This is a genomic window from Spirosoma pollinicola (genome assembly GCF_002831565.1).
GTDB classification, from domain to species: domain Bacteria; phylum Bacteroidota; class Bacteroidia; order Cytophagales; family Spirosomataceae; genus Spirosoma; species Spirosoma pollinicola.
In genome coordinates, this window is record NZ_CP025096.1 from 3210909 (window position 1) to 3236800 (window position 25892).

17 protein-coding genes are annotated in these 25892 nt (G+C 50.1%); 9 read left to right on the forward strand and 8 right to left on the reverse strand.

Annotated features, from left to right (window positions below; translation table 11 throughout):
- The first annotated feature begins 38 nt into the window (after window positions 1-38).
- From CWM47_RS13440 to CWM47_RS13450, 3 genes are all read left to right on the forward strand, one after another.
- Window positions 39-1640, forward strand: a complete 1602-nt coding sequence (locus CWM47_RS13440) for a SulP family inorganic anion transporter (RefSeq protein WP_100988465.1) — start codon at window positions 39-41, stop codon at window positions 1638-1640.
- Between the two features lie 45 nt (window positions 1641-1685).
- Entirely contained in the window at window positions 1686-3122 is a 1437-nt protein-coding gene (locus CWM47_RS13445; RefSeq protein WP_100988466.1) for a glycoside hydrolase family 30 protein, read from the forward strand.
- Between the two features lie 283 nt (window positions 3123-3405).
- Complete coding sequence (locus CWM47_RS13450; RefSeq protein WP_240625893.1) at window positions 3406-4365, forward strand: glycoside hydrolase family protein; 960 nt, start codon at window positions 3406-3408, stop codon at window positions 4363-4365.
- 21 nt (window positions 4366-4386) lie between these two features.
- On the opposite strand, the gene CWM47_RS13455 is transcribed toward CWM47_RS13450, so the two are convergent.
- Complete coding sequence (locus CWM47_RS13455) at window positions 4387-5238, reverse strand: oxygenase MpaB family protein (RefSeq protein ID WP_240625894.1); 852 nt, start codon at window positions 5236-5238, stop codon at window positions 4387-4389.
- A gap of 59 nt (window positions 5239-5297) precedes the next feature.
- On the reverse strand, window positions 5298-7994 hold the full coding sequence (locus tag CWM47_RS13460) for a GH116 family glycosyl-hydrolase (RefSeq protein ID WP_240625895.1): 2697 nt from the start codon (window positions 7992-7994) through the stop codon (window positions 5298-5300).
- Between the two features lie 230 nt (window positions 7995-8224).
- Here CWM47_RS13460 and CWM47_RS13465 point away from each other — a divergent pair, with 230 nt between their 5' ends.
- Together CWM47_RS13465 and CWM47_RS13470 are read left to right on the forward strand one after the other, a co-directional pair.
- Window positions 8225-10027: a thiamine pyrophosphate-dependent enzyme gene (locus CWM47_RS13465; RefSeq protein WP_100988467.1), complete on the forward strand. Its 1803-nt coding sequence runs from the start codon at window positions 8225-8227 to the stop codon at window positions 10025-10027.
- Between the two features lie 353 nt (window positions 10028-10380).
- A complete protein-coding gene (locus CWM47_RS13470) occupies window positions 10381-11313 on the forward strand; it encodes a sterol desaturase family protein (RefSeq protein WP_100988468.1) in 933 nt (310 codons plus the stop codon).
- Between the two features lie 62 nt (window positions 11314-11375).
- Here the strand turns inward: CWM47_RS13470 and CWM47_RS13475 are convergent, their stop codons facing one another.
- The 3 genes from CWM47_RS13475 to CWM47_RS13485 are packed head-to-tail and all read right to left on the reverse strand — an operon-like array spanning window position 11376 to window position 16896.
- Window positions 11376-12728, reverse strand: coding sequence for a TolC family protein (locus CWM47_RS13475; protein ID WP_100988469.1), 1353 nt, complete (start codon window positions 12726-12728; stop codon window positions 11376-11378).
- Window positions 12729-12739: 11 nt separating this feature from the next.
- Window positions 12740-15829: an efflux RND transporter permease subunit gene (locus CWM47_RS13480; protein WP_100988470.1), complete on the reverse strand. Its 3090-nt coding sequence runs from the start codon at window positions 15827-15829 to the stop codon at window positions 12740-12742.
- On the reverse strand, window positions 15826-16896 hold the full coding sequence (locus tag CWM47_RS13485; RefSeq protein ID WP_100988471.1) for an efflux RND transporter periplasmic adaptor subunit: 1071 nt from the start codon (window positions 16894-16896) through the stop codon (window positions 15826-15828). The genes CWM47_RS13480 and CWM47_RS13485 overlap by 4 nt, the downstream gene beginning before the upstream one ends.
- Before the next feature lie 341 nt (window positions 16897-17237).
- On the opposite strand from CWM47_RS13485, the gene CWM47_RS38115 reads away from it, so the two are divergent.
- Window positions 17238-18611 carry a DUF3300 domain-containing protein gene (locus CWM47_RS38115; RefSeq protein WP_157815961.1) on the forward strand — a complete coding sequence of 458 codons (1374 nt, stop codon included), beginning with the start codon at window positions 17238-17240 and terminating at the stop codon, window positions 18609-18611.
- A gap of 390 nt (window positions 18612-19001) precedes the next feature.
- Here the strand turns inward: CWM47_RS38115 and CWM47_RS13495 are convergent, their stop codons facing one another.
- Window positions 19002-20504: a M28 family peptidase gene (locus CWM47_RS13495; protein WP_100988472.1), complete on the reverse strand. Its 1503-nt coding sequence runs from the start codon at window positions 20502-20504 to the stop codon at window positions 19002-19004.
- Between the two features lie 167 nt (window positions 20505-20671).
- On the opposite strand from CWM47_RS13495, the gene CWM47_RS13500 reads away from it, so the two are divergent.
- Both CWM47_RS13500 and CWM47_RS13505 read left to right on the forward strand, forming a co-directional pair.
- On the forward strand, window positions 20672-20887 hold the full coding sequence (locus tag CWM47_RS13500; protein ID WP_100993863.1) for a YgaP family membrane protein: 216 nt from the start codon (window positions 20672-20674) through the stop codon (window positions 20885-20887).
- Between the two features lie 157 nt (window positions 20888-21044).
- Window positions 21045-21488, forward strand: coding sequence for an OsmC family protein (locus CWM47_RS13505; RefSeq protein ID WP_100988473.1), 444 nt, complete (start codon window positions 21045-21047; stop codon window positions 21486-21488).
- Between the two features lie 102 nt (window positions 21489-21590).
- On the opposite strand, the gene CWM47_RS13510 is transcribed toward CWM47_RS13505, so the two are convergent.
- Entirely contained in the window at window positions 21591-23411 is a 1821-nt protein-coding gene (locus tag CWM47_RS13510; RefSeq protein WP_100988474.1) for a hypothetical protein, read from the reverse strand.
- 328 nt (window positions 23412-23739) lie between these two features.
- Between CWM47_RS13510 and CWM47_RS13515 the strand changes: the two genes are divergently transcribed.
- Window positions 23740-24945, forward strand: coding sequence for an alpha/beta hydrolase family protein (locus CWM47_RS13515; RefSeq protein ID WP_100988475.1), 1206 nt, complete (start codon window positions 23740-23742; stop codon window positions 24943-24945).
- A 153-nt stretch (window positions 24946-25098) separates the two neighbouring features.
- Here CWM47_RS13515 and CWM47_RS13520 read toward each other — a convergent pair whose 3' ends face one another.
- The gene (locus CWM47_RS13520; protein ID WP_100988476.1) at window positions 25099-25875 is read right to left on the reverse strand and encodes a glucosamine-6-phosphate deaminase; all 777 of its coding nucleotides are present in this window, start codon (window positions 25873-25875) and stop codon (window positions 25099-25101) included.
- Window positions 25876-25892 lie beyond the last annotated feature (17 nt).

Below are 25892 nucleotides of genomic sequence, written 5' to 3' on the forward strand. Positions count from 1 at the left end.
CGTTAGAGCAGGGTACTGTTGGCAATAAACCATTCCTTATGAAACAAGTTAGTCCATTCCAAACACTTACGCAGTATAAATCGAGCTACTTCAAGCAGGATTTCCCGGCAAGTTTATCCGTTTTTTTAGTGGCCATGCCACTCTGCCTGGGTATCGCTCTGGCTTCCGGTGCTCCGTTGTTCTCGGGACTGGTAGCCGGTATGATTGGGGGCATTGTGGTTGGGCTATTGTCGGGATCTGAAATCAGTGTAAGCGGGCCAGCCGCTGGACTGGCCGTAATTGTTGCCGACGCCATTACAAAAATAGGCTCTTACGAGGCATTTCTGGTTGCGGTGGTATTGGCGGGCCTTATTCAGCTTATTCTTGGATTGATAAAAGCGGGGCGTTTCAGTAGTTTCTTTCCCGACAGCGTCATCAAAGGCATGCTGGTTGCCATTGGTATTGTTATCATTCTCAAGCAGATTCCACACGCGTTGGGCCGCGATAATGACTACGAGGGCGAATTTGAGTTTCAGCAACTGGCTGATGGTGAAAATACGATTTCGGAAATTTATCGGGCCATTGAAACGGCCAGTACTGGTGCGGTGATCATCAGTTTCGTCTCCATTGTCTTTTTGATAGCCTGGGAGCGCACTGCCGGACGAAGTACACGGGCTTTCTTTAAAAATTTTCCGGCTGCGCTGGTTGTCGTGATTATAGGTGTTGGTCTCAATGAGTTTTTCCGGGTGGCAGTTCCATCCTGGTATCTGGGCGACACTGCCCACCAGCACATGGTTCAAATTCCGACTATCGCTGTAGGAAAGAGTTTGTTTTCGATTTTCGATTTTCCTGATTTCAGTGTTTTGGGTAATCTTAAAGTATATGGAATAGCCGCCACAATTGCCATTGTGGCCAGTCTTGAAACCCTGCTGAATCTGGAAGCTTCTGACCGGCTCGACTCGGGCAAACGGATATCATCAACAAGCCAGGAGTTGGTGGCGCAGGGTGTTGGTAACATGCTGTCGGGCCTGATTGGTGGATTACCCGTTACGTCGGTCGTTGTGCGCACCTCGGCAAACGTATATGGGGGAGCGCGTACCCGGATTTCGACTGTATTGCACGGCTTTTTTCTGATGGTAGCGGTCTTTCTGGGTGGACCACTGTTAAATTATATTCCGCTTTCGTGTTTGGCAGCTGTGTTAATTATGGTTGGGTATAAGTTAGCGAAACCTGCCATCTTCAAAAAGACCTATCGAGATGGATGGAGCCAGTTTGTACCATTCATCGTGACAGTAGCCGGTATTGTCTTCACCGATTTGCTGATTGGCATTGCTCTGGGTTCTGTTGTTGGTATCGTTTATGTGCTGATAACCAACTTTCAATCCACGTTCAAAATGACCCGCGATGGGCATAAGGTGACGATTGAATTTGAAAAAGACCTGTATTTTTTGAGTAAACCCCAGCTGAAGGAAGCCCTTGGTTCGCTGCAGCCGGGCGATACCGTCTTAATTGATGGTACAAAAGCGCCTTTTATCGACCATGATATTTTTAATATACTGCATGATTATAGCGATATAGCGAAAGTGCAGGGGATTGATTATGAGTTAAAAAATGTAGTATTGAATCGGCGAAAAGGGAATATGAGGCTAGCGCAGGGGTAAGAATGGGTAAATGCTGCCTTGTACGCTTAACATTCAAATTCCCTCATGAAACGATTTTGGCAGACCAGTTTTTTGATAAGCGCAGTAGTCACTTCGGTTTCGATAGGCAGCTACAGCCAGCGGCTTTCAGAAAAAAAACCAACTCGCCCAAATGAAGTCGAGTTTTGGCTAACAGATCCGAGCGCGTCCATTTTATTTACGAAGCAATCCCCTCTTCAGTTTACCGAGGCACCAGCTTCGGGTTCTACCCAAACCATTCATGTCGACCCGTCGCAAACGTACCAGACGATTGATGGCTTTGGCTATACGCTGACGGGCGGTAGTGCCACGCTTATCAATAAAATGGATGCACCCGCCCGGTCTGCGCTTATCAGGGAATTATTTTCGACTGAAGGAAAAGGGATAGGCGTTAGCTATTTGCGGCTGAGCATTGGGGCATCGGACCTCGACGAACGGGTATTTTCGTACGACGATCTGCCAGCGGGAGAAGCAGACCCAAAGCTCGCCAAATTTAGCCTGGCACCCGATCAGGAACAGTTGATTCCGCTGCTCAAACAGATTCTGGCCATTAATCCGGTCATCAAAATTTTGGGGTCGCCCTGGTCGCCCCCGGTTTGGATGAAGTCTAACGGTAACTCGAAAGGGGGGAGTCTGAAACTCGAATTTTACGACACCTATGCCCGTTATTTTGTCAAGTACATTCAGGGAATGCAGAAATTGGGCATTCGAATCGATGCCGTTACCATTCAGAATGAGCCGCTTCATCCGGGCAATAATCCCAGCTTGTTGATGTTACCTGCCGAACAAGCGCTCTTTATTAAACAGAATCTTGGGCCGGCGTTTAAATCGGCCGGGATTAAAACAAAGATTATTCTCTACGACCACAACGCCGATCGCCCCGATTATCCGATATCGGTCCTGAATGACCCCGAAGCCCGAGCCTATGTTGATGGATCGGCTTTTCATCTGTACGGTGGTTCGATCAGTGCGCTCTCGGACGTACACAAAGCCTATCCAGATAAGAACCTGTATTTTACCGAACAGTGGATTGGTGCCCCCGGTAATTTGAAAGGCGATTTACCCTGGCACGTTCGAGAGCTTATTATTGGGGCTACCCGAAACTGGAGCCGCACCGTTTTGCAATGGAACCTTGCCGCTGATCCGCAGCAGAAGCCCCATACGCCCGGTGGCTGCGATCAGTGTTTAGGCGCATTGACTATTAACGGCAGCAGCGTAAAGCGTAATCCGGGTTACTATAATGTAGCAGTTGCATCGAAGTTTGTAAGGCCGGGTTCTGTTCGTATCGAATCAGATATGCCAAAATCCCTACCGAATGTCGCGTTTAAAACACCCCAGGGCAGTATTGTCTTGATCGTTCTGAACGACAGTCCATCCCGATTACGGTTCACAATTGACAGCCAGGACAAGCATACCAGCGCCATTTTATCGGGCGGTGCCGTAGGGACATATGTGTTTAAATAAGGAGTCATAAGTAGGTCTGAAAAACACATTAGGTTATTTTTTTTGTCATGCTAACGAAGGAAGCATCTAAATGATTGAGCTTTAAGATGCTTCCTTCGTCAGCATGACAAAAAACGCTTGCTTAAGTAATCACGCAAAATCGAAAAACATTTTTAAACACAGAGGCCCCGCAACGGCAAACCGCAAAGAACACAGAGTTTTAATTAATTCATTAGCAGTTTATTATATCTCTGTGCCTCTGTGTTTAAAATTTTTGCTTAGCTATTTACAATTATTTAGTCGGATGTTGAACACGACGCTTACGGCTGGTCTCTTAAGCCTATTGATTTTTGGGTTACTGTCTGGCGGTGTGATTGAAACATCCGACCCGAATGGCTCAACTATACCGTTGGGTCCTAAATTCCCGGCGGAGGTTACGGCTTTTCAATCCTATTCGGCAAACCCGGTTTTCACGGGCACGGGCTCGGATACCTGGGATCAGAACATTCGGGAAAGGGGCTACATTCTTCGTGAAAATGGCATTTATCACCTTTGGTACACTGGCTATCGGGAAGGAAAGAACCAAACTCGCTCACTTGGCTATGCCACATCAAAAGATGGCCTAAAATGGACCCGCAACAAAGGCAACCCAATTCATGCCTCTACCTGGGTTGAAGATATGAGTGTGGTTAAATCGGGAAACACCTATTATATGTTTGCCGAGGGAGCAAACGATGTGGCGCATCTGCTTACCTCAACGGATCGGATCAACTGGAAGGAGCGTGGCCCGCTCGACATTCGTTATACCAATCACCAGCCGCTCAATAAAGGGTCATACGGAACGCCCACCATCTGGAAAGAAAAGGATACCTGGTATCTGTTTTATGAGCGGAACGATGAGGCTGTGTGGCTGGCAACATCCAAAGACCTAAACGTGTGGACTAATGTGCAGGACAAGCCGGTCTTAGAAAAGGGACCGTCGGCTTACGACCGCTATGCAGTAGCCATGAACCAGATAATCCGCTACAAAGGCGCCTATTATGCCTATTATCATGCATCAGCCTTTGCCGATTGGCACGAATGGTCAACTAATGTGGCGGTATCGACAGATCTGATTCACTGGACGAAATATGCAGGGAATCCAATCCTCGGCGACGATAAATCAAGTAGTATTTTGGTGAACGACGGTACGCAATACCGGCTATATTCCATGCATCCGGCTGTTACTGTGTTTTTTCCGGTGGGGTCGGTTGGGAAACCGTGAGCCCAGCTGGTCCAACGGCTTCTATCTCGGGGCGCCATCGGGATAATATCTGAATGTTGTTTTGGCAATCAACGTGGGGTAGGGCTTGAACGTAATCCAGCGGAGGGGCCATTTTCGGAGCCACAACGCGCCAGTTGTCAGGGCTATGAACCAGGCTGGTGGTTTTTCATAACCAAAGGCCATCCGTAATTTATCGTTGATCAGTGCGGCAAAGGCTGGCTGTACGAGGGGGTGCAAAAAACGGGGGAACCAGCCCTGCACAATCTTCACGGTAGCATTGGCAATAGTGCGATTACTGTCTGTAAACCGAAAATAACGATCTTCGTAAGCATCCGTCATTGTGCGTAAATCGGCCATTGTATCCGGTAAATCCTGTAAGTTCATGCGTCGACCTACTTCCCGAAAAAAGTAGAAGAGTGCCAATTCTTCCGACGCCATCAGTTGACGCCACCCGTATTGACGTATCCAGTCAATGGGGTAAAAAACGAAGGTGGCCAGTACAAACAGGTAGTCGGAGTTGTCGATTTTGTAATGGCTGTGAATGTGGTTCATGTGGCTTATTGCCCGCTGACCTTTCTCGCTGTCGTAACCCGATTCCATAAATTCCGAAATCAGGCGGCTCGTATCGTCGTAGCGTTTCTGACCGTGCCGTTCAAACTCGCCGGTCCGCGCCAGCAGGCCCGACACCCTCGGACTGGCGTAGGTATGAAACAACGCCAGCTCCAGTGCACGGGTAATATCGAACGGAAATTCGTAGGCAGTAAGCAAATGAACCATACGCTGGTGATCGCGGATAGGATCAAGTGTTTGCAGCTCCTGCCGAACCGCCGAATTTCGGAACAATCCGACGTATTTATGGTATGTTACGGGCATTGGGATTGCGAGTTTTTTGGGAGGTCTTTGACGGATAGACGTAAAGGTACTATGGATCGTTAAATGTTCCCCGCAAAGCTTTCTCCTTCGGTAAGGCTTCGGGCGTTTAGTCGCTTCCCGTCAATTTCCAGATTTTTTAGGGGTAACTGTCCGTGTAGAACCGTGAGCATGATCTGTAGTTTATTGGCTTGTTTTTTCTTGGTACACGTTCCCCAGGCATAACCGTTTGACCAGAAGAATGTGCCTTCCTGATTGTTGAACTGCATTGTCTGTGTCACGCCCGAATACTGGAATCCGCTCAGGGCGAGCGTTGTCGCCCAGCTCACCATTGCACGGGCGTAATGATGACCGCACTCGGCTTCATCGAAAGGATTTCGCTTACTGCCGTCGAAACGATTGCGTATGTTGCGAATACACAATAGTCCCGGCTCAGTCTGGTTTTCGTACAGCATGCCAATGGCAGCGGTATATTCAAAGCCGGTCATCACTTCCGAAAAGTATGGGAAGGGTACTTTGGGGCGTCCTTTGGGCCAGCTTGCCATGAGGAGAGACGCTTCATCGCCCAACGCGTACGACCGCATGTTGTTAAAGTGGTCGGCCATCGAAGCCCGGTAATTATATTTCAGGATGGACTGTAACGTCGTTTTGACATGCTGCGGATTAACCAGATAACCCAGCCCGCAAACGTGCGCCATAAACTGACCCACAAGCTGATCGACCAGACAACCTTTGGCTAACTGGTAGGCCGGGTCATTCTGCTCCACCTTATTAAAACCCGAAAACGTCCCTTTGGCAATCAAATGGCCTGCCGGAGAAATGACCTGTTGTTCGTAATACTCCCCATTGAACAGATTGGCATCCGTCCAGGCGCTGCCCTTCTGAAAAACCTGATCGCAGGTTTGGGCAAAAGACCGATCATTCATCGCCGTTGCCATCGCCGAAGCCGCTTTTAATGCGCCCAGATACCAGAGTTGCATTTGTGGATTTGGCCCGAAATATTCTACATCCATAGTATTATGCTGGGCACCTTCCATTACCCCATCGCGGTCGGCATCCCAGCCACCCGGTATCCAGGCGAACGCCAGTGCCTGTTTTACATGGAGCCAGTTTTTGCGTAAAAAATCGGTATCGCCAGATAACTGCCAGTCACGGTAGAACTTCATAATCGTACCCATTTGTCCATCGGCGGCTGCAACACCACCACCGAACCCTTTTTTCAGGGGTAGCCCCACCCGAAAGCTCATCAGCCCCGTTGTATCCATGGCGTAGTTGAACTCAACATCCCGCATGGTTTTCGCCAGTTTACCGAACAGGAACGGAGTGGCCTGCTCATAATTCCACACGTGGGTACACGACCCCTGACAGGAGCCTACATCGTCCATTACGCCTTCCCAGCCAAATAACCGCCCGTCATCTGTTCTGAAAACGGTTTGTGAGCGCAGGGTGCTAGTGTTAAACAAAGCTGCTTCTTTTACTTCGGCGGGGTAGCTGCTTTGCATGATGGCGTTGACGAATTGCAGGGTTTTCTGTTCCAGTTTCGGCAACTGCGGAACGGTTTTGACGGCAACGGCCCAGGCATCGGTATACTGTGTCGTGTAATAATTACCTACACGCTCATTCGACCAGGCGAAGCGGTTCGGGAAGTGCCAGGTCAGGAAAAAAGTGAACGCCTGCGTTTGATTGGGTTCGATTATCTTTTGTACCGATAAAGACGCCATCGGGTCTTCATCAGCCGATTGGGCCTTCTCGGTTAGTTGTCCATCGTCGCTAAAGTCATCCCAGAAATCGAGCAGCGCATTTTCCCAGGCGTTCGTGACAGACGACGTGCGGTAACTAACGCCCTGTGGCTCGGCGGTGATAAGGGCAACCGTGCCCCAGGCCGGATCGGCTTTGTTAACCCCATCGGAGTACATATAGATACCGCTCAGGCCGTTTTCCTGCCGAAACTGATTACGATTCTGTTTAGCCCCCTGCGGTTCGAGTTCACCTTTCCAGGATTTGTTGTTCTTGCTTCCATCCCGACCGATGAAGTTGTGCATCGACCCGCAAACGGAAATAGTCAGTGGCTTATTGCTGGTGTTGGTCACTTCGTAAGTCAGCGCGGCAATGGGTAAGCCACTGGACTCGGCATCGGCTGGAATGAGAGGGTTGAACCCTTTTATCCGCACCGAAACGGGCATTGTTGCATCGCTCAAACTAACTTGTCCGAAGGGATAAGCTGTCTCGAACGTGGCGTTGGCAAAGCGGGGTAAGCCATGATGGTCAACGGGTCGTCCTTCCATATGCTGGTATTCATGGGCTTCGAGCGGACCCAACAGGGCTTTCGTTTTCTTCACTTCCAGCACGTTAATGGCGAAGAACGGAGCCGTGTTGCCCGTTAGCACCGTGCTGTAGCCTTTGGCCGGGCGGTTCATAATTTCCCAATCCTGCAATTGCCCGCGTCCGCCCAGCGAAACTGTACCCGTACCAATGCCACCAAGCGGGAGGGCAATGCGCGTAAGGTGCTGCTGATCGTAGCGCTTCAGCACAGGCCAGGGTTGAGGACGCCATAAAGCAGGTTGTGCCTGGGCCGCGAGTGCCGTTAGCAGAAAAAGCAGAAGTGAGAAATTTTTCATTGTTCGACGTAATTGATGAGAATTGATGGTGCGAACGTCTTCGTTCGTACCCACTATTTTCCGGCCTCTGGCCGATGTAACTGAATAGAACGCGGCCAGAGGCCGCCGAATACCTGGCACGAACGAAGACGTTCGCGCCATCCATCAACCCTTAAAGCGTTGACGACTCCCTTTCTTACCATTTGGCTTTCTACTAGATAGAAGACAGCGTCAAAAAGGCCGTTTGCGTATATAATCTGTGTTTTTACGATGTATTCGCGCTTATTTTTTAGTTGACCTATATACGTTATCTAACAATATGAACGGGCAGACGATTATAGATAACAGCAGGTAATCAAATACGCTACTAACCCGATTTGCCTGTTTGACTTATGGCAAAAACAGGAGGAGATCTTTTAATTGAACGCTTAATTGAGTGGGGAGTCGATACTATTTTTGGACTACCCGGTGATGGTATAAATGGTCTCTTTGAGTCACTGCGTACCCATCAGGATCAGATTCGTTTTATACAGGTTCGTCACGAGGAGGCAGCCGCATTCATGGCGGCCGGATACGCCAAGTTTACTGGTAAGCTGGGCGTTTGCATGGCGACCTCGGGTTGTGGCGGCTTTCATCTGCTCAACGGTCTCTATGATGCCAAATATGATGGCCAGCCGGTGCTGGCCATAACGGGGCATACCTATCATGATATAAGTGGTTCACTCTATCAGCAGGATGCTGATCTGGTGAAAGTATTCATGGATCTGGCACCTTACAATGAGCGGATCATGGGGCCGGACCATGTAGTGAATGCGGTCGATCAGGCCATTCGTACGGCACTCGGCCAGCGCACGGTGTCGCACATCTCTTTTCCCAAGGATTTTCAGGAATGGACAGTGGGCGATGATACGCGCTCAATGCCCAATATTCCGAAACACACGGGTATATTGAAAGTAAGTACGGAGACAACGCCCGTTCTCGCCCAGCTTCAGCGTGCCGCCGACCTCATTAACGCGGGCGAAAAAGTAGCTATTTTTGTTGGTCGGGGGGCGCTTCATGCTCGTGAGGAAGTCATTCAACTTGCTGAAGCTGTAGGCGGGCCGGTCATTAAAGCGTTGCTGGGGAAAGGCGTTCTGCCCGACGATAGCCCATATACAACGGGTGGCCTGGGGCTGTTGGGTACAGCCCCGTCGCAGGATGCTATGGAAGAGTGCGACACGCTGGTGATGATCGGTACCCACTTCCCGTACCTTGAGTATTACCCAAAACCCGAACAGGTTATAACCATACAAATTGACCTTGACGCTGCGCGTATCGGCCTGCGAACGCCGGTCGATGTTGGGTTGGTGGGCGACAGTAAAACCATCCTTCAGGCGTTACTACCGCTGATTACCCGGAAAGCAGATCGGGGATTTCTGGAAAAAGCACAGGAGCGGATGGAATTCTGGCGCGAGCTGATGACCGAGCGAGGAACCCAGACCGACATACCCATGAAACCACAGGTGATTCCGTACATTGTGAGCCCGCTGCTGAACGACGACGCCATCGTTACCTGCGACTGTGGCAACAACACGACCTGGGCGGCCCGACATATTCAGATGCGGGGTACAATGCAGTTCTCAACCTCGGGTTTGTTGGCCACTATGGGGTCGGGTTTACCGTATGCCATTGCAGCTTCGGTGGCCTATCCTGGTCGGCAGGTGGTTGCGCTGGTGGGCGATGGCGGCTTTACAATGCTGATGGGCGAGATGGCTACGGCGGTCAAGTACAAGTTACCCATTAAAGTCTTCATCTTCCATAATAATTCGTATGGGCAGATCAAGTGGGAGCAGATCGTGCTGGAAGGTAATCCTGAATTTGGGGTTGATATTCAGTCAATTGACTTTGCCGCCTATGCTAAAGCCTGTGGCGCAACCGGCTTCACCATCGACGATCCCAAAAATGCCGACGAGATCATCCGACAGGCATTGGCGCACGACGGGCCGGTTATTGTCGATGCCATCGTGGACCAGAACGAGCCGCCCATGCCCGGAAAAATCACTACCGATCAGGCTATCGAGCTGACAAAAGCATTGGTTCGGGGTGAGCGGGATAGCGGAGATATTATCAAAAATATTGTTGGCAATCAGTTCCGCGAAGCCGTAGCGACCAAGGGACGCAGCCTGCTTTCGGTATTGCCGGGCATTGGAAAATGAGTAGCCTAACCACGATTGTTTAAAAAAATATTCATAACGGAATCGGATCGGATGCTGGCCCCGACTACTTAGGGGCCAGCATCCACCATTGCCAACGGCGTGTATCACGCCACTAGTAAACGTATCCATGACCTGTTATGTTAGGTGTGGTTGATAAACTCTCGGCATTCGGTGGATAACTGAGCTTGTCCTCAATACTGGTCTACCGGAAGAGCGGGTAGATTTCTAAGTAATCTTTAAGATTTTTTTAAGTTCATTTTAAGGTGAATGCATGTTTTTTGACTTGCCATAGTAAGCAATTACAATCCTTCTGAATTATCCAGTTACTCAACAACCTGAAAACGATCTTTCCTATGTTTGACCCCTTATTTGGTGCACCGGAAATTCCAATCGACAAACTTTGGACCGTAGAGCAGGGGGCTCCAAATCTAATTCTTTGGGCCGTTCCGATCATGATCCTGCTGACTGCCATCGAAATGGTTGTTACCTACATTCAGGAAAAACCGTATTATGACAAGTGGGAAACCCTCGGGTCGGTATTGGTTGGCCTTGGCTCACTGGTGGTAGGAGCGGGGGTTAAACTGGGGTTGCTGTATGGCGTTGTGTGGCTATATAACCTGCTGCCGTGGCGAATGGCACTTCAGTGGTGGACGCTGGTTCCCTGTTACCTGATCTTCGATTTCTTCAGTTATTGGGCACATCGGGTGTCACATGAGCAGCGTTTCTGGTGGGCAACCCACATTGTTCACCATTCGGGCGAGTATTACAACCTGAGTGTTTCGTTCCGGCTAAGTTGGATTCAGAACTTGAAAATCATCTTTTTTGTACCCGTCGCGTTAATGGGATTTCACCCCATTGTTTTCTTTACGGTTAGTCAACTGGCTGTTCTTTTTCAGTTCTGGGTGCATACAGAATACATCAAAAAACTCCCTCGATGGATCGAGTTTATCTTCGCTACGCCTTCTAACCATCGCGTTCACCATGGTTCGCAGGAAAAGTATATCGACAAGAATTTTGGGGCTACGTTTATTTTCTGGGACCGAATTTTCGATACATACGAGCCTGAGGATGAACGGCCCATTTATGGTATAACGACTAATATCGAGCAGAAGGCTAACCCCATCCACATCAATTTTCATGAGCTGACCGATATTATCCGTGATGTCAGGAAGGCAAAAGGGCTTCGCGAAAAATGGTTTTATGTCTTTGGTAGCCCCATAAAAGTGGCTGAGAAAAAGCAGCAGATGGCCAGGCAGTTTTCTGTCGAACCGGAGCAGGTTGTCTGAAACCATTGGTTACGCCATAAAACTTTTCCCGCTCGATGTGGCCCTTTACGGAGCTTTTTTCCCTAGTGTTGGGCTGATAAATGGGAAATCCCACTTTTTTGTTCCAGCTCCGTTAAGGCGAGCCGATACGCCATTTGGGCAGCATATAAATCAACTTCAGCTTTAGTCAGGGTGGCCTGCGTTTCCAGTACGTCCCGCTTCAACACCAGACCAGCCACCAGCCGGTCATTTTTGATTTTCAACTCGTCCCGTCGATACTGAGCGGCCTGCCCGGCAATGGGTAATAACGACTGGGCCTGTCGTGCTTTCCGGTAAGCTTTCTCCACGTCGGCCCGAACGTGTTCGCTGGTGTACTGGCGGTTTTCATCGGCCTGCTTCTGCTGCGAAAGGCGTTGGTTTAACGTCGACCGGCGACGACCGAAATCGACAATGTTGTAGCTCATCTGTAGCCCCAGAAAGTAATTACTTTGGGGTAGGTCGGAGATGACATTCTGGAACAGATAGCCCCCCAGTGCCCCCACCGTTGGAATGTAGTCCTTGCGGGCGGCCTGTACGCCCAGGGTCGCTTTCTGACTGGTTTGATCGGCCTGACGCAGTTCCAGATTCCCCGTTTTCGCCCCTTCAAGATAAGTGGTCAGCGGGTTTAACGTGGGGAGTGAATCGCTGACCGGGTTGATCATCAGCGGAGTGCCTGATGATTGCCCCAGCAACTCGTTCAGGTCGGCGGTGTAGTCTTCGATTTGGTTGCTTAGCTGCAACAGTTGCTGCTGTTGGTTGGCCAGATCGGCCTGCAGGCCCACTTTGTTGACGGGGTCGGTTTTGCCAGCCAGAAGGGCACTCTCTACATCATATAATTTAGCTTGCGTAAGGTCGATGGTAGTTTGTGTCTGCTGTTGTTGCTTTTGGGCAATCAGCAGCCCATAATACAGTTTTTCAACCCCTTGCCGAATCGCCAGTTCAGCCTCACTTACCTGCGTGCGGGCCAGTTCAACATCGGCTTCGGCCACCTTGACCCCATCCTTTATTTTACCCAGCTGACTAATTGGCTGATAGGCCAGTACATTACCCAAAAACAGGTTGTGCTTAGCTTTAAACAAGGTCAAATCCTGTTGCGGAAGCGGGATGGGTGTTGTGCCGGGCAGCACACCAATTGACCCACGGGGCAGGGTCAGGTCGCGGGTAACGCCGTTGTAGGCATACATGCCATTGGCCACGATCAATGGATAAAGCCGACTGCGTGCTTCGGTGATTTTGTAGCCGGATTCATCCACTTTATAGCGGGCTATTTTGAGCCGCCGGTTCTGTTCTATAGCTTGTTGTTGTGCCTGAGCAAGGGAAATCGACTGGCTTGTTTGGGCACATACTGCCTGACCGGATAACGCCAGCAACAGGTTGATTTTTATGAAATTGGTCATGGTTGAGTTCGTTAAGAGGCCTGGTAGGCAATGGCTTCTTCTTTGGTTTTGACGGTCATTACAAACAGGACGGGAATGACAAGCAGGGCCGTTACCATCGAAAAAATGACGCCCACCGCCAGTACACTCGCCAGCGGGCTCCACATGGGCGAGCCCGACAGAATCATGGGCACCACGCCAATAGCTGCGGCCATTGTGGTGAGGAAGATGGGCCGTAGCCGACGCTTGCCGGCTTCCATAGCGGCAGTGCGAATGTCCATTCCTTTGCGAATTAGTTCATTGGCGTAATCGACAAGGATGATGGCGTTGCGAACAACAATTCCTGACAGGCTGATGAGGCCCATAAACGCGGTGAATCCAAACGGATTGCCAGTAATCAGCAGCCCCAGCAGAGCCCCAAACAGACTCAACGGTATGGATGCCATCACCACCAGCGACTCCTTGAGGTTACGGAACTGAAACAGCAGAATCAGGAAAATAAGGACCAGACTGATGCCCAATGCGCCAACCATCTGGCTAAACGTCGCTTTGCGGTTTTCATCTTCTCCACCGTACTGTATGCTGTAGCCAACGGGTAGCCGGATGTTAGCGATCTGCGGCTGAATAGCTTTCAAAACTTCAGATGGTAAGGTGTTTTGGTGGGTTTCGGCCTGCACAGTCAGCGTTCGAACCCCGTTTCGATGCATGATGCGGCCGGTTTGCCATTCGGGGCGGAGAGTAGCAATCTGCCGGAGAGGCACACTGTTGCCCGTTACCGGCGAGTTGATGTAGGTGTTTTCCAGATCCGTGAAATTCCGGCGGCTTTCTTCATCAAGTCGCAACACCAGATTGACGGGTTGGTCGCCTTCATAAAGTACCGAGATGGGTGCTCCCGAAAAGCCAGTGTAAATGCTGGTCGCTACACCCGATGTCGTAAAGCCCAGCCGGTTGGCTTCATCTTTCAAGGCAATCCCGACACCGTAATAATCTTCCTTAAAATCAGTGCGAACGAGTGCGCTGCCGGGCGCTTTTCGAACGATGGCCTGAATCTGGGTGCCAAGGCGTTTCAACTCCCGGAGGTCATTGCCAACAATGCGTACTTCGACCGGTGCGATGGTCAGTGCACCCTGTTGCATCAGGCGAACACGCGGGCTTCCATCGGGAACGGCAGCCGCTACTTTTTCGGTCAACTCCTCCGCCAGGGCTTCAGTTTCTGCATCCGTATGGGTGTTGATCAATAATTGACCGTAGTTAGTAACGGGTGGTTCGGGCGAGAAGTTGTAGTAAAAACGGGGGGCACTGGTGCCCACAAACGAGGCATAGTTTTCAACCTTTTTGTCTTTTTTAATCAGGTTTTCCAACCTGGCAACCGCCTGATTTGTCTTCTCTACTTTGGTGCCGGTTGGCATCCAGACCTCCACCACAAACTGGTTACGCTCGGCCGCCGGAAAGAATTTCTGGCGTATTCCTTTAAACAAAAGGCCTGATGCGGCAATGGAAACTACGGCCACAATGAGCGTAGCCGTGCGGTGGTCAATACACCAGCCAATAGCCTTGTCATAGCCATCCTGCATATAGTCCAGCAGCGACTTTTTCTTCGGTTTGGTAGGCTTGTCTACTGCGTCGATGGCCTGATGAAGCCCTTTTTTAATGAACGTGTAGCACAAAAAGGGAGTGAGCAACATGGCCACTATGAATGACGAGGCCAGTGCAATGGATACGGTAACGGGCAACGAGAAAATGAACTCCCCGACTGACCCCGTCAGGATCACCATCGGCAGAAACGACGCGATAATCGTGGCCGTGGCCGTTAACACCGGAACGACCAGATCGGTGGCACTTCGCCAGGCGGCTGTCCAGCGTTCGACTCCCTCGTCCAGCAACTCAACGTAATTATCGGCAATGACAATGGCATCGTCGACCACCATGCCCAACACCACAATAAGAGCCGCGAGTGACACCTGATGTAATTCAATTCCGAAGGTGTGGAGGAGGGCAAAGGTAACCGCCACCGTTACCGGAATAGCCATAGCCGCCACGGCCGCAATGCGGAAAGGCAGCAGGATGATGGTCACGATGACAACTGATACGATAGCCAGGAAAAACTCCCGGATAAAGTCGCTGACACTTCGCTGTACGACCTGAGGCTGATTGACGACCGTTGTTAGCTTGATCGAACTGGGCAGATTCTGCTGAATCTCGGCGAGTTTAGCCGCCACCTGATCGCCAAACTGAACAATGTTATTGCCTTCCTGCATCTCTACAGACAGCATCAGGGCCGGGTGTCCGTCTACCGAGATGGTGGACGTGGGGTCGGTATATTCGCGTTTGATGGTAGCCACCTCGCCAAGCCGAATGACTGCCCCGGTTGGGGTTGTGCCAATCACCTGATTGGCCACTTCATGTTCGGTATTGTAAAATCCCTGCGCATAGAGCGGCACCTGCGACTCGTCGGTTTTGACGTTGCCAGTGGCTTTTATTGCATTTTGTGCCTGTAACACCTGCACAACCTGCGTCCATTTAATGCCATATTGAGCAAGTTGTTGCGAACTGGCCGTAATGGTGATCTGTTCTTTCTGCTCGCCGTATCGCCGGATTTTCGACACGGCTTTATTGGTGCGCAGGCCATCTTCAATGCGTTTGAGGTAATCGCTTAGTTCGGTATATGACAACTGGTCGGACTCGACTCCAATCAACAGGGCGACCGTATCACCAAAATCGGTGTTGAGAATGGGTCCCTGAACGCCCTGCGGTAAGTCAAGCACTTTAGCCTGATTCAGATCGTGACGCAGTTTCGACCAGAAAACGTCCGGGTTCTTAACGTTTTCTTCCAGTTCGACATTGATCACAACGGCCCCATCGCGGGTGGTCGAGTACGTCTTTTCCTTTCGTACTTCGGCGTAGCCAAAAAGGTATTGTTCAATTTTACGCGTTACCTGATCTTCGACCTGCGCCGAGTTGGCACCGGGAAAGAAGGCAACGACCAGACCCGTCCGAATGGTGATCTTCGGGTCTTCCCGCCGGGGCATGGTCAACAGCGAGTAGATGCCCAGCGCCACAGCCAGAAACACAACACTCAGTGTTACTTGTGGGTATTTTAAAGAGGCTTTGATGGGATTCATTTTGCAGGCTGGTTAAATTGAATCGACACCCCATCCTGCAATTTCTGCTGACCACCAGTAACGATCAGATCGGTTGCGTTGAGACCGGAGGTGATCTCAATGTCGCTGGCAAACACTTGGCCTACCGTTACTTTTCGTTTAAAGGCCTGCTTTTTCTGTACATCGGCCACAAACACATAGGTCGAGCCGTCATCATCACGCAGCACGACATTGCCGGGTAACACCAGTGCCTTTTTTGTATTCGTAGCAACCAATCGCGCATCGGCGATCATGCCGGGCCGAATCTGTAGCGTTGGATTTGGTAAGTCAATCTTAACCGAATAGGCGCGGGATGCAGGATCGGCAACGGCCCCTATCAGGGATATTTGGCCCGTATAGGACTTGTTCATTGCCGGAATCGTGATCTGAGCAGACTGACCGAGTCGCAACTGACCCACTTCCGACTCGGGTACCGACACTCTCACTTTGATGGGTTGAATATCCGCAATTTGGAACAGAGGTTGCCCCTGCGGAATAATCTCGCCCGCATTGGCTCCCTTGCGGGCCACGATACCGGAAATGGGTGAGTACAACTTCGTTTCCCGCAGGTTTTTAGCGGCTAGTTGCTGGCGGGCCTTCACTTCTTCCAGACCGGTTACGGCTTTTTCGTAGTCGCTGGGGGTGAGGCTGCCCCGTTCTTTCAGAATCGTAAGCCGGTTATATTCATCCTGAACACGAGCAACATTGGCGTTGGCAATCGTCACGCCCAATTGGTAATCAGTTGGTTCGATGGAGGCAATCAATTGCCCTGCCCGAATCGTCTGGCCTTCCTGAATAACGACCCGATTCAGCTTGCCGCCAACCATAAATCCCAGGTTAACGGTGGTTTCAGCTTCGGTAGAACCGCTTAGTACAAGTTGACCACCTTCCTGTGCATTCTGAATCCGGCTCACGACAACGGGGATAGCCGGGGGCGTTTCTGTCGGGCCGGACTCCGGATTCTGTTTCTTGTTGGATGTGGTCTGGCAGGCTAGCACGTTGGTAACCAGTGTACAGGTAATGAGTAAGCGACTGTAATTGACCTTCATAACACTAACTTTATGGTAAGTAAATGATATTACCAAGAAGTAACGTTCGTGCCTACTTTGTTTTAAATGAGTCGAATTACCTAGCGAATGGCCACACGGAGACCAGCTATTAAAGCGCCAGAACCCACTGTTTTCTATGTGGTTGGCTATTTAAATGTAACCGATGATTATTTAACCAAACATTAACCTGCACTTTATACCTAGTTCAGGGTGATTTTTGTTCTTTGTATAGTCAGGAATAGGGCTTAAATTTTAGACAATAGCGTGTCTATTATCGATCTGGCGGGCCTGTTTTTGATGGGTAATACAACTACATTTTTCTCGAATAAAGGGAGTAGATTATGAAAACGTTCATCCAGAGTATCACGGCTAAAGCTTTGCTGCTTTCATTAGGTCTGTTGGCCGCAGGATGGCAACCCACCCTTGCCCAAAATGCACAATTCGGTCAGCAGCAACCGGTTAACAATACCGACCAAAGTTTATTTTCGACTATTGCCCCTTACCGGGATGATGTTCGTCAGTCTGTTCTACTGGCTAGCCAGCAGCCGCAGGTATTAAGCGGGCTGGCTCAGCAACGCGCTGCCAGTGAACAGGGATTTAGTACTATCATTCAGGGTTACGGACAAACGAAGCAAGGCTGGTTTTACGACATTGCCCGCTACCCCGACCTGCTGCACACGCTGGCTACTATGCCGACAAATGCCAGTGAGTCGGAGATAAAAACGCTGGCCAAAAGCTTGCCAACCGATTCGCAGGAGTCGACCTGGAAATTGTATCGTCACCATCACGACGACCTGGTGCAGGTCGATAACCTGAATCAACAGGCGCAGCAGGGATTCGAGCGGTTAATCGCACCCCTGGATAATCAGACGCAACAGGCGTTCCGTCAGTTGATCGAGATGCCCGACGTTATGACGACGCTCACCGATCAGCCCGACAAGACGGCTCAGTTGGCTGACGCTTACCGGAACAATCCCGACCAGGTGACGCAGGATTTAGCGTCCTTACATGATCGTCTGGACGCTCAGAATAAGCAGGAATTGGCTGATTATCAGAATCAGTTGAACAACGACCCGCAGGCAAAACAGGAGTTGCAGCAGGCTGGTCAGGCCTACGCACGGGCCAATGGGTATAATACGAATGGCATCAATCCAAACCCTGCCTGGACAAACACGTCCAACTATTATCAGAACCCGTATCCATTCTGGTTTGGCTATCCATACTGGTACACCTCAGCCATGTGGTATCCATCGGCCTGGTGGTATGGCACTGGTTTCTATTATGGATTAGGCGGTAATATGATGGTGTTTGGTTTGCCTTCTTATGGTTTTTCCAACTGGTTCTTTAGTGGTGGGCATTATGCCTATCCGCACCTGTATGGCCAATACAATCGGTACTATTCCCACTACTCGGGTATAAATCGCGGATACAATCCAGCCAATGCGGGCTTTATGTCTGCCGCCAACCGTGCGTTTGGCTTGTCGAGGGGAATTTCGTCTTCTCGTGGCAACTGGGTAACGAGTGGTCGGCAGTTTAATCCGTCGAACGGTGGTTTTAGCGGTGGCCGGGTAGCGGCACCATCCACAAATTTTGGCGGTTCCCGTTCACAGAGTTGGGGCGGGGGCGGTACGCGCTCCTTCGGTGGCGGTGGTGGTTTCGGTGGCGGCTTTCACGGTGGTGGCGGTGGTTTCCACGGCGGTGGCGGACGTCGATAAAGGAAAATGATTTAATTAATCAAACAGGGTTTATTCACCACAGAGACGGTCCGCCGTTGCGGCACAAAGGTCACGGAGGAAAAAGTTCTCTGTGACAATTGTGCCGCAACGGCGGACCGTCTCTGTGGTGAATAAACCCTGTTTAAACTTTTCAAACGGGTATGGACTAATTTTTTTTCTATCATTCCAACTTGAAACGTAAACATTTACTTTTAGTGAAATTTAGGATGTTTTTTGTCATCCCGACGATAGGAGGGATCTTCGGTAAACCGGAGAACTTCTTTCTACCGAAGATCCCTCCTATCGTCGGGATGACAAAAAACACCCTAAATCTCATCAAAAGTAGACGTTTGAACAGGTTCAGGTTTTGACAATGCTTTATAGCAAAATCTACCGTTCCAGCTTAAACCCGGGATCGACCCGAACCCGGTCAGGGCGGTTAGCCACGTTCCAGCCAGTCAGGTAAATCCACTTTGCAATACGGGTCACTTTGTCGGTGTTGATGCGGTCGGGTTCATCTTTTGGCGTGTGGTAATCGGCGTGGAGCAGGGTCGTAAACGCGATAGCGGGCACATTGGCGCGGGCGTAGGGGAGGTGGTCTGAGCGGAAATACCAGCCTTCCGGGTGTTCGGGCTTATCCCACAGGGTATCGAGTTTAAAATGTGCCTCGGTTTTGTTCACTGCCAAAGCCGCATCGACAAGGTCGGTTGAGTTACGGTGCGGAGATTGCTGGCCTAGAATAGCAGCACTGTCGGGCGCATTCCGGCCTATCATTTCGGCGTTTAGTACCGCCACAATTGACCCTTTTGGTACGGTGGGATGCTCCACATAATAGCGGGAACCCAATAATCCACGTTCTTCGGCACCGTGAAAAACGATCAGAGCCGACCGCTTGCCGGGTTTCTGGGCAAAAGCACGCCCTATGGCCATCGTTGCCACACAGCCGCTCGCGTTATCGTCGGCCCCATTCCAGATCGAGTCCCCCGCTACCGCCCGTCGAACGCCATCATGGTCCTGGTGGGTGCTGAACAGGACATATTCATTTTTGAGCTTTGGGTCTGTGCCCGGCACTTTGGCAACAATGTTAACGGACGGATAACTGAAACTTTCGACGTTTACAACATTGGTAAACTGCTGTCCCGGTTGCTTAACCCAGTCCAGCGCACTGGCCGGTAGCCAGACCGTAGGCGCCTGCGAAAAAACACGGGTGTTGGCCCCGCCGGGCAAGTCATATCGGCCGCGCTCCAGACCCGTTGTCCAGCGTTCAAAATACGACTGGGCGGGTGTGTCAGAAACCCAGACAACGGCCAGCGCACCGGCCTTTACCAGTTCTGCAGCCCGACGGGTCATGGTCCCGAATAAATGCCGACGGTAGCTGATTTCGGCAGGACCTGTCCCTGAAAACTCCAGGGCTACGGCTTTGCCTTTGATGTCGACTTTAGCCATATCCTCGGGTGTTCCTTTGCCCACAAATACGAGCGGTGCGTCAACAGAAGCAATGGCAGGAGCCAGAATAAACGCATCTTGACCATGAACAAGCTGGTGGGAGCCGATAGCCAGTCGGCTGGTTTCGGTGATGCGGGTGCGCTGAATATGGAAAAACTGAAAAAACGTGCCATCATCACCGGCGGGTTGCAAGCCCATTGCCCGTAGCTGGTCGGCAATCCAGACCGACGCTTTTAGTTCATCGAGGGAACCGCCTTCCCGACCCCGAAAATGATCGCCCGCCAGGGCAAACAAGTCGCGTTTGATGTCACTTTCTTTAATTGCCGAAACGGCGTTGCCGCTACTGGCTTTCGACTGACCGAAGCCCGTAAATGAGGAGAGTAGAAGCGGCAAAACGAAAGCCGCCGTCAATAGCTGTCGAATTTTACGTTTGTTGAAGTTATTCATGGTTGTATGTAAGGGGCTATTAAATGAAGCAAAGCAAATATAAGCAGAGACCCGCTATGTTGCTGATTTGGTGAGCGGGCATTGTTGGCTGATTTCTGATCTGTGTAACAAATGTCACGGAAGTCGTGATGGATAGCGCCGTACTTCGTTCCAAAAACTACACTATCATGATAAAGAACATGGGGTCTGTTGACCGGCTTTTTCGGGTTGTCATTGCGATTGTTCTGGCTATCCTGTTTTACAAGGATATTATTGCGGGCGTGTGGGGTATTGTGGCCCTCGTTGTAGCTGGCGTGTTTGTGCTAACCAGCCTGATGAGTTCATGCCCTCTTTATTTACCCTTTGGCATTCGTACTAGTCGCCTTAAAAAAACTACGAAATGAGTTTCAATCTGTTAGAAGCGTAGAAAAGGCAGTCCTTATTTACTGATGGAGAAGGGCTGTAAAGCTGACAACAATCAGGTCGCCATCTGTAACATTTATCACGGAACAGTACTCGACTAACGGCCAACTTTGGGGTATTAAATTCAAAAACTAGTGTATGGAACCTATCTATTACGAAGTCAATCTTGGCTGGCAACACGACCGCATGGGTCAACTGAGTTCGCCTGCTTTAACGACAACAATCGAGGTAGCCACCCCGCCCGATTTCCCTAAAGGCATGGCTGGAATCTGGTCGCCTGAGCATTTGATGGTAGCTGCCGTTTCGAGTTGTTTTATGACATCTTTTCTGGCAATTTCCGAAAACTCCCAACTGGCATTTGAAACGTTTACCTGTCGGGCGGTAGGCAAGCTTGAGAAGATCGATAATGTGCTGATGGTTGCCGAGATCACGCTTTTCCCGGAAGTGGTTATCGTTCAGGAAAGTGATATGGACAAAGCAAATCGGGTATTGCTGAAGTCAGAAAAAGTCTGCCTGATTTCCAACTCAATTCGTTCCAAAGTGAGTATGCAGCCAACCATACAGGTTGAGGTTCAGGCATAGGGTTGGTTGACACTCTTTACTTTACGTCAAACAAAAAGAGCAGGCTGTTTGCGGCCTGCTCTTTTTGTTTTCTTGTATGTAATTTCCTGTGGTAATGGGAGCTTACACGGCCTCGGCAACCAGCATCGGAAGAAACTCCTGCATGAGCATACGTAGCCGGTTTTCAGCCTCGGCTAATCCTCTGGAAAACGCTTCCTGTGCGGCTGGGGACTCGTCAACGTTCGGTGTCAACTGCTGGTAATAAGTAATGCCATCAGCTAGATTCCGGCAGAAATTCTTGACGTACGTAACTCGTTTTTTATCCAAAAGATCAAGGTCAACTAGCTGCTCCTTCAGGTAATTCAGGTATTGGGTTAGCTCGTTCACGAACATGTGAGGCCGTTCGGGGCCGGTGAGTAAGTTTGTCCGTCCGTATATGTGGTCGGTCATTTCGGCCAGGGATGCAACCTTGGAAAAATAAGCGATGTTTGGGCCGGGACAAATCGTTACGGCGTGTAATTTTTTAAGAAACGGAACGCCATATACGTGCGAAACCGCATTGCTTAGCCCAACACACAAGCATTCTTTTTCAACTACCTCGGCTGTCAGCCGGTGGTGCTCATGGGCAGGGAGGTTGAGTGATTTAAGTTGGGCCAGCTTCAGTTTCTGATACTGCAGCGAAGCCGTACAGATAGGCTCTGTGGTAAATTCGGTATTCGTAACGAGGTGCTTCTCGGTACAGGGGCTTCCCGCTCTTCCGTGATGAATGCGATTCAGTTTTTCCACTTCGGCAGTGGTGCCTTTCAGGTAATAAAACCGCACGCCTAGTGGAGAGGCCTTACTCAAGACCACGTCGGCCTGACGAGCGTTCTGGAGTTTCCCCAACGTATCGTTATCGACGGTGGTTGCTTCAGGGACCAGCAGGAAGGGCGTTCCCCACCCGGTACTGGCAGCGCCATAATATTGACGTAAAAACTGGTCTTCTTCATGGGTACCAATGCCCCCCTGAACCGTCAGGATAATGGGGTGAGGCTCATCAAAAACGGGCTTGCCTTTTAGTTGCAGGGCGTTGGTATAGAGCGGGAAAAGTGCATTGACCAACTCGTCTTTTTTGTTCTTGAATTCGTCAAGAATCGGCCCCATCAGAAACCCATCGGTAGCAAAAGCATGACCGCCACAGTTCAGGCCCGATTCGACCCGGAATTCGCTGACCCAAACGCCTTTCTTGGCCAGGTATTTCCCCTGAATCAGCGCCGACCGATAGTCACTTACCTTGATAACGACTTTCTTGTCGAACTCGCCAGGGCCTTTGGCATCGAACCCAGGGCAGTTTTCCAGGTAATTGAATAGGCGTGGATTCAGTCCCGCCGAGAAAATAATCGATGAGTTGGTCAGGGTACTTTTTGCGTAACCTTCTAAAGCCCTGATCGCATCGGAGCCATTATCAACCACAACGCCATCTTTATCGAGGTTATTTTTGTCAACTTTCGTCATGATGTTGACATCAATACTTCCCGGCTGAATCTGGCTTCTCAACACGTGTTCTAAACGGGCTTTTTCGGTTTGGTCATCCGACTGCGCCATTTTGTTGTATAAACTCTTCAGCTTACTGCTATCGGGCAGCATCTCGAAGTATTTAACAAGCTCTGAACCAGTTTCGAAGGCGGCATTTTTTAGTGTGTCAATCTGACCCTGAACGGTTCTGTTCATCAGGTCGAGGTAGTCCGTTATCCGACGGACCCGGTAGTCATCTTCCTGAGATGTAATTGGTATATAGGGCTCATTTGCCTGTTGGTAATAATAATTACGCATAGACTCTACCAGCCGGTCTTCGACAATCGACAGAACCGAATTGATACCGAAACGCGCCACTTTAAATGGCGAGTCTATAGTATAGGCCAGACCCATGACCGGGATGTGAAAGCTGTGAACGGGGTTGTTCATAGAGAATTAGTGGGGTACTTTTTTGCATGACACAGATGACTCATCGGCTATCTGTGTCATGTTTATACTGGTAAAGAATAGTGGGAATATATGCCCTTAATTTATGCACTAAAGATAATCGGTGCTTTTTGGGAGGAGGTTGATTAGCATAAGGTAACCATATGATTGTTGTCAGTAGCGTACGTTCTGGCCGTCGTAAACCGGAGAGGGGTAGCGGCTTGAAGGCATCCCCTCGACAACTCAAAAGTGACAGGAATGGTAACCGAAGTGATAGCTTACACCAATGACTATTGCCATATTTGCATACCTCTTTACTTAAAATCAGACAATGAAACTGTTGACAGTACTCAAGACCTGGCGATCGGTTAGCGTCGCGCTTTTTGTTGTTGTTTATATAACGGGTTGTTCATCCGCAACGACCGATCCCCAGCCCACTGCCGATCAATATCTGGTGAGTAGCACTGACGTTGCCACGCTGACAAAAGAGCAACTTGTCACGCAGGCATCGGCTGTTAGTCCACTCTATGCTCTTCTGTTGCGTCAGGGAGTGTCGGCGGTTAAACTCGTCTACAAAACAACGAACTGGGATGGCAGCAGCATTCAGGCATCGGGGCTGTTGATCATTCCAGCGACTACTGAGGCTGTTCCTATGATCAGCGAACAGCATGGTACTATTTTCGATGATGTCGATGCACCGTCTAACTTCGGTCCCGGCAGTGAGGCTTATCAGTACGCCACCATCTTTTCGTCTATAGGCTACATCATTGCCTGCCCGGACTATATTGGTTTTGGGGCTTCTAAAAACTTACCTCATACGTATGAACACCGGGCCAGTCAGGCGCAGGCCAGTCTGGATATGCTGCGAGCTGCTAGAGAGTACATAAAGGCCCATTCTGCTATTAAATGGGACTCGCGGCTCTATTTGGCGGGCTACTCAGAAGGTGGTTTTGCGACTATGGCACTCTACAAAAAGATGCAGGAAGAAGTACCCACTGAGTTTAATCTGCGGGCGGTTTCGTGCGGGGCCGGGGCCTATGACAAGACTAATTTTATGAAAGCGTTACTGACGCAGCCATCGGCTGGGGTGGCGCAGTGGAACCGGGCGTTTTTGTGGGTATTGCTTACCTACGACCAGATTTACAAGCTCAACCGGCCGCTCTCGTTTTATTTCAAAGAGCCATATCTGACAGATATTCAGAAGAACCGGCAATTGGCTACCGTGGCCGTAAGTTTCGATCAGATATTGACCGATTCGTTCAAGGCCGGTATTTTGTCGGGAACAGACACTGCCTTCTTAAACGCCGTAGCTGATAATAATATCTACGACTGGAAGCCGCTAACGACGTTGCATATGTACCACGGCGACGCCGATCCACAGGTGTATTACCTGAATTCGAAGAATGCCTATGACGCTATGCAAGCCAGGGGAGCAGGTAAAACAGTGCAGCTATTTACGAGTGTTGGCAAGACCCACGTTCAGACTATTCCTGATTGGCTGGCCGGTACCTATACCTTGTTTTCGTCTGTTCAGTAACTAGAGCAGGGTTATAAAAATAAGGGGAACGCGGATGACACAGATTGAACGGATTTACACAGATTAAACCGGGAAGTGTCAGTTTTTACAGCGAAAATCCGTTCAATCTGTGTCATCCGCGTTCCCCTTATTTTTATAAGAAAACTCTGGTAATTAAAGTAAGCGGGCGCTGTCCTGATCAATAAAGAGGGTGGCATTCGGGTGCTGCCGTAAACAGGTCGACGGATAGTTTTCTGAAACAGGATCGGTCAATGTATGGTGGATGGCTTCGGCTTTGTGCGCAGCCGGCACCATACAAAAGATCGTTGGGGCGTTGACCAGTGCCGGAATCGTGAGCGTGAGGGCATATTCGGGCACTTGATCCAGACTGGCAAAACAACCGTCGTGAACTTGCTGCCAGCGACTTGTTAAGTCCAGACCGACTTTTTTGACGAGAGTAGGGTCATCAAAACGAGCTACATGCGGGTCGTTAAAGGCAATATGGCAGTTCTCGCCGATACCCATGCACACAATGTCGGCGGGGTAGTCTGTTAATAAAGCTGCGTAGCGTTTGCACTCCTCGTCGGGGGCGTTGTTGCCATCAATGTAATAAATTGCCAGCAGGGGTACTTTACTAAATAGGGCCTCTTTCAGGAAATTGCCGAACCGTTGGGGAGCATCGTCGGGCAAGCCAATGTATTCATCCATATGGAAGGCGTTGATTCGCGTCCAGTCTATATCGGACTGTCTGGCCAGGGCATCCAGAAACTCATTTTGCGAGGGAGCCGCAGCAAAGACGATATTGATGACCGGCTGTTTGGTAAGTAAATTCCGAATGGCTTCGGCGGCTTGAAAGGCCGCGTTTTCGCCCAGACTTTGTCGGTTTTGGAACAGATTAACCGTAAGGTGATCGATGTTGAATTCGCGCAATGGAGAAAAGTCAGGGTTCATAGAGTGAGGTTATTGAT